This window comes from Cellulomonas septica (assembly GCF_012396155.1).
GTDB classification, from domain to species: domain Bacteria; phylum Actinomycetota; class Actinomycetes; order Actinomycetales; family Cellulomonadaceae; genus Cellulomonas; species Cellulomonas septica.
In genome coordinates, this window is the sequence record NZ_JAAXOY010000188.1 from 1 (window position 1) to 5,592 (window position 5,592).

A 5,592-nucleotide genomic window follows, 5' to 3' on the forward strand; every position below is an offset into this window, starting at 1 on the left:
GCCGCGGCCTGCCGCCGTCGTCGCTCGACCTGCCGGTCGACTCGTCGATGCCGCTCACGCAGGTCCTGGTCTGACGCGGACCCGTCATGCGGGTCCTGGTCCGACGTCGACCCGCTCAGGCGGGTGAAGACGGCGCGAGTCGCGAGGCGCGGACCTGCGACGCGATAGTTTCGATACTCGGGTCGCGCGGTTTCTGGACGCCAGCCCTGGTCGGATCGTCGGGTGTGACCGTATCGTCGGATCCCGAAACCCCGAAGTACGGGACCCGTCCGCGCAAGGGAGCGTCGATGAGTCGGTCAGGCCTGTTCGAAACTATCGGAGTCGGGGTGCTGGCGCTGGGCCTGGTGGCCGCGCCGACGGTCGGCTCCGCACCCACCTCTACCGCCCGAGCGGCGGACAGCGAGATCCTGCGCAGCGACTTCGAGGGCGGCACGTACGCCCCGTGGACGCCCAGCGGCAGCCCCGCCCTCACCCTGGTGCCGGACCCGGACGGCGCGGGCACCAGTTTGAAGGTCGCGGGTCGCACCGCCGGCTGGCAGGGCATCGCCCTCGACCTCGTCCCGCTGCTCGAGCCCGGCGAGACGTACACGGTGAGCATGCGCGCGCGCCTGGCCGACGCGGACCAGCCCGCCGCGGGCGTGCACTTCACCGTCGACGCCCCCGCGGCGTCCAACCCGTACACGTGGGTCAGCGGCCCGAGCACGCTCGGCGCCGACGCGTGGACCACGATCAGCGGCTCCTACACGTTCGAGGAGGGCCTCGATGCCGCGCGCATGTACCTCGACGGCGGCGACGCGGCACCGTTCCCGGATGTCCTCGTCGACGACGTGGTGATCACGGGCCAGGAGCCGACGGACCCGGGCGGCGTCGTCCCCGGCGGCGCGGTGAACCCCACCACGACCCCGGTCGCGACGGCCCGCGGCACGGGCGACGTCTCGGCGCTGACGTTCGACGACGGCCCCAACGGCGCCACGACGACCGCGCTGCTCGACTTCCTCGCCGAGCGGGACATCACGGCGACCTTCTGCGTCATCGGCCAGAACATCCAGGCGCCGGGCGGCGCGGACGTGCTGCGGCGGATCGTCGCGGACGGCCACACGCTGTGCAACCACACGACGTCGTACGCCGACATGGGCGCGTGGACCGCCGAGCAGGTGCGTGCGGACCTCGTCGAGAACCTCGGCATCATCCGCGACGCGCTGGGCGACCCGGACGCGAAGGTGCCGTACTTCCGCGCACCGAACGGCAGCTGGGGCGTGACGCCCGGCGTGGCCGTCGCGCTCGGCATGCAGCCGCTCGCGGTGACGAACACGATCGACGACTGGGCGACGCAGGACGTCCCGACGCTCACGTCGAACCTGCGCGCGGCCATGAAGCCGGGCGAGGTCGTGCTCGCGCACGACGGCGGCGGCGACCGGTCCGGGACGCTCGCGGCCGTGCAGACGGTCGTCGACGAGCGCCTCGCGGCGGGCTGGTCGTTCACGCTGCCGACCGGCGGTCCCGACGACGGCGGGAGCGTCCCGACGGGTCTGAGCAACGACTTCGAGGAGGGCCTCGGCGTCTGGGGCCCCCGCGGCGACAACACCGTCACGCTGACCGACGACGCGCACGGCGGCGCCCAGGCGGCGCTCGTCGCGGACCGCACGCAGGCGTGGAACGGCATCGGCGCGACCGTCACGGGCATCTTCCAGACGGGCCGCACCTACTCGATCGACCTGTGGCTCAAGCTCGCCGCGGGTGCGACCGAGCCGGCCGACCTGCGCGTGTCCGTCCAGCGCGACAACGCGGGCGAGTCGACCTACGACACCGTCACGACCGCGACGGGCGTCACCGCCGACGCGTGGACCCACGTGCAGGCGTCGTACACGATGGCGGCCGCCGACTCGGCGCTGCTGTACGTCGAGTCGGCGTCGTCGCTCGCGTCGTTCGTGGTCGACGACGTCGTCGTCAGCGGCTCGACCGCCCCGCCGGTGCAGACGGACATCCCGTCCCTCCAGGACGAGCTGCCGTGGCCCGTCGGCGTCGCGATCGACGAGCGCGAGACGGTCGGCACGGGCGAGCAGCTCGTGGTCAAGCACTACGACCAGATCACCGCCGAGAACGCCATGAAGCCGGAGAGCATCCAGCCGACCGAGGGCACGTTCACCTTCGAGGCGGCGGACGCGCTCGTCGACAGCGCGATCGAGCACGGTCAGCGGGTCTACGGGCACACGCTCGTGTGGCACTCCCAGACGCCGGACTGGTTCTTCAACCACACCGACGGCACGCCGCTGACGAGCAGCGCCGCGGACCAGCAGATCCTGCGGGACCGCATGCGCACGCACATCGAGACGGTCGCCGACCACTACCGCGAGAAGTACGGCGAGTACGGGACGGCGGGCAACCCGATCGTCGCGTTCGACGTCGTCAACGAGGCCATCGCGGAGAGCGAGAGCGACGGCCTGCGCAAGAGCCGCTGGTTCGAGGTCCTCGGCGAGCAGTTCCTCGACCTCGCGTTCGGGTACGCGAGCGAGGCGTTCAACGGCGGCGACACCGACGGCCCCGTGCAGCTGTTCCTCAACGACTACAACACCGAGCTGCCCGCCAAGCGGCAGGCGATGCTCGCGGTCGTGAACCGCCTGCTCGACCGGGACGTCCCGCTCGACGGCCTGGGCCACCAGTTCCACGTCAACCTGCTCCAGCCGGTGTCGCAGATGAAGGCGAGCATCGACGCCTTCGCGGAGACCGGCCTGCTGCAGGCGGTCACGGAGCTCGACGCCCCGATCGACGGCACGGTCACGCAGGAGAAGCTCGTCGCGCAGGGCTACTACTACGCCGACGTGTTCGACATGCTGCGCGACTACCCCGACCTGTTCTCGGTGACCCTGTGGGGCCCGTACGACAGCCGGTCGTGGCGCGAGGGTGCGCCGCTGCCGTTCGACGACGACCTGCAGGCCAAGCCGGCCTACTGGGGCATCGTCGACCGGTCGGAGCTCCCCACGCTCACGCGTCAGGCGGACGCGCACCAGGGCACGCCCACGGGCGTCGACGACGCGACGTGGAGGCTCCTGCCGGAGACGCCGATCGGTGAGGGCACGGGCTTCCAGCTGCGCTGGTCGGCCGACGGCCTCACCGCGTACGTCGAGGTCGCGGACGCGAGCGACGACGGCACCGAGGACGTCGTGGACGTCTTCGCCGCCGAGTCGCACGTCACCGTGAACCGCACGCAGGCGCAGGCCACGGCCACGGGCTACCGGTTCGCGGTCGCCGTGGCGGTCGCCGGCCTGACGGAGGGCGGCACCGTGCCGTTCGACGTGCGCGTGACCGACGGCGTCACGGGCGAGCAGCGGTCGTGGAACGACCTGTCGCACGGGCAGGAGGACGGCGAGCGCCTCGGCGTCGTCACCCTCATCGAGCCGATCGGCTTCGTCTCCGCGCCGCAGGCCACCAGCGCCCCGACGATCGACGGCACGATCGACGACGTCTGGGCGACGGCCCCGGTCGTCACGACGGACACCCAGGTCGAGGGCACCCCCGGTGCCACGGCCGAGGTGCGGGTCCTGTGGCACGACGACGCCGTCGACGTGCTGCTCAAGGTCGCCGACCCGGTGATCGACGAGTCCGCCACGAACGCGTGGGAGCAGGACTCGGTCGAGATCTTCGTCGACCCGGTCAACGCCAAGAACGGCGCCTACACGCCGCAGGACGGCCAGTACCGGATCAGCGCGAGCAACGCGCAGTCGGTCAGCGGCGACCTGTCGGTGATCAGTGAGCGGCTGACCAGCGCCACCGCGCTGATCGACGGCGGGTACGTCGTCGAGGCGTCCATCGCGCTGGGTCGGGACGCGGTCGCCGGTGACCTCGTCGGCCTGGACTTCCAGGTCAACGACGCGACCGACGGCGTGCGCGGCTCGGTCCGCACGTGGACCGACCCGACGGGCCGCTCGTACCAGAGCACCGCCCGCTGGGGCGTCCTCGAGCTCGCGGCCCCGGTCGTCGAGCCCGGGCCGGTCCTGACCCTCGGGTCGGACAGGGTCGCGCCGGGCAAGAAGCTCGCCGTCGAGCTCGCCGACTTCCCGGCCAAGACCAAGGTGACCCTCGTGCTCGACCGCGTGGGCGACCGGCCGGCGACCCCGTCGTACGGCGGGCTGTTCGGCAAGCTCGTCGAGGGCGTGCACGACTGGTACTGGAAGGACGCCGACCTCGGCACGGTGAAGACGGACGCCTCCGGCGCCGCGAGCACCAAGGTCAAGGTCCCCGTGTGGGTCCTGCCCGGCCAGTTCGAGGTCAAGGCCTACGTCGGCAAGGAGGCCGTGGCGAGCGCCCCGGTGCGCGTGACCTACTCCTGACCGACACCGCCCCGCCGCCCTGCCCGGCGGGGCGGTACCCACCACGACGGCCCCGGACCCCTCCGTCCGGGGCCGTCGTCACGCACGTAGGGTGGCGGCGTGCAGCAGCAGCTCGACCCCGCGTGGGTCGCCCGGGTGGTCCAGGTCGCGCTCGACGAGGACCTCGGCCCCGCACCGGGCCGGGACGTCACGTCGCAGGCGACGATCCCGCCGGACACCGTCGGCACCGCGCACCTCGTGGCACGTGCGGAGGGCGTCGTCGCCGGGCTCGTCGTCGTCCAGGAGGTCGTCGACCAGGTCGCGCAGCGGCTCGGGACCGACGCCGTGACCGTGACGCTCACCGTCGAGGACGGCGCGCGGGTGTGGCGCGACGAGGTGCTCGCGGTGCTCGTGGGGCCCGTGCAGACGCTGCTCGTCGCGGAGCGGACGATGCTCAACCTCGCGTCGCGCGCGTCGGGCGTCGCGACGCACACGCGCCGCTGGGCGGACGTCCTCGACGGCACGGGCGCGCAGGTGCTCGACACGCGCAAGACGACCCCGGGCCTGCGGGCGCTCGAGAAGTACGCGGTGCGCTGCGGCGGCGGGACGAACAAGCGCATGGGGCTGTACGACGTCGCGATGGTCAAGGACAACCACGTCGTCGCCGCGGGGTCCGTCGCGGCCGCGGTCCGGGCCGTGCAGGAGCGGTTCCCCGACGTCGACATCCAGGTCGAGGCCGACACGCTCGACCAGGCGCTCGAGGCCGTCGCCGCCGGGGCGCGGTTCCTGCTGCTCGACAACATGCCGACGCCGCTGCTGGCCGCGGTGGTCGCGGCCGTGCGTGCCGGCGAGCCGACGACGGGACGCGTCGAGCTCGAGGCGACGGGCAACCTCACGCTCGACCGCGCGGCCGGTGAGCAGCTGCGCGCGCTGACCGACGGCTGGGCGGTCGCGGTGCGCATGATCCTCATGGGCGTCGCGACCGGCCCCGACGTGGCGCGCCGCCTGGGTGCGGTCCCGTCGAGCGCGGTCCCGGTCGCGGACTACGTCGTCGACGAGGTCCTGGCCGGGCTGCCCGCACCGCTCGGGGCGTTCGTGCTGGTCGCGACCGCCGACGACGTGATCGACCCCGGGCTGGCCGAGGCGCTCGTGCCCGGCGGGGCCGCGCTGCTCGACGACTGCGTCGCGCGCGGCCTGTTCCTCACGCCCGCGACCACCCCGGACGCGACCGCGTACCGCTGGCACGGGCTGTTCGCCGCGCAGTGCCGCGTCCTGCTGTCCCGCC

The 5,592-nt window shown here is 73.1% G+C and carries 2 protein-coding genes and 1 pseudogene; all 3 read left to right on the forward strand.

Annotation, left to right across the window (positions count from 1 at the left end; genetic code table 11):
- The first annotated feature begins 287 nt into the window (after positions 1 to 287).
- A complete protein-coding gene (locus HGA02_RS08990) occupies positions 288 to 4,328 on the forward strand; it encodes an endo-1,4-beta-xylanase (protein WP_168678724.1) in 4,041 nt (1,346 codons plus the stop codon).
- Positions 4,329 to 4,427: 99 nt separating this feature from the next.
- A pseudogene (gene nadC, locus HGA02_RS08995) lies at positions 4,428 to 5,219 on the forward strand (carboxylating nicotinate-nucleotide diphosphorylase); the annotation flags it as partial.
- Positions 5,220 to 5,276: 57 nt separating this feature from the next.
- Positions 5,277 to 5,592, forward strand: a 316-nt coding sequence (locus tag HGA02_RS21900; RefSeq protein ID WP_484482046.1) for a winged helix-turn-helix domain-containing protein, incomplete at its 3' end; no start/stop codon positions are given.

Coding starts and splice junctions, on each gene's coding strand:
- HGA02_RS08990 (WP_168678724.1), top strand. CDS start 288: ATGAGTCGGTCAGGCCTGTTCGAAACTATCGGAGTCGGGGTGCTGGCG.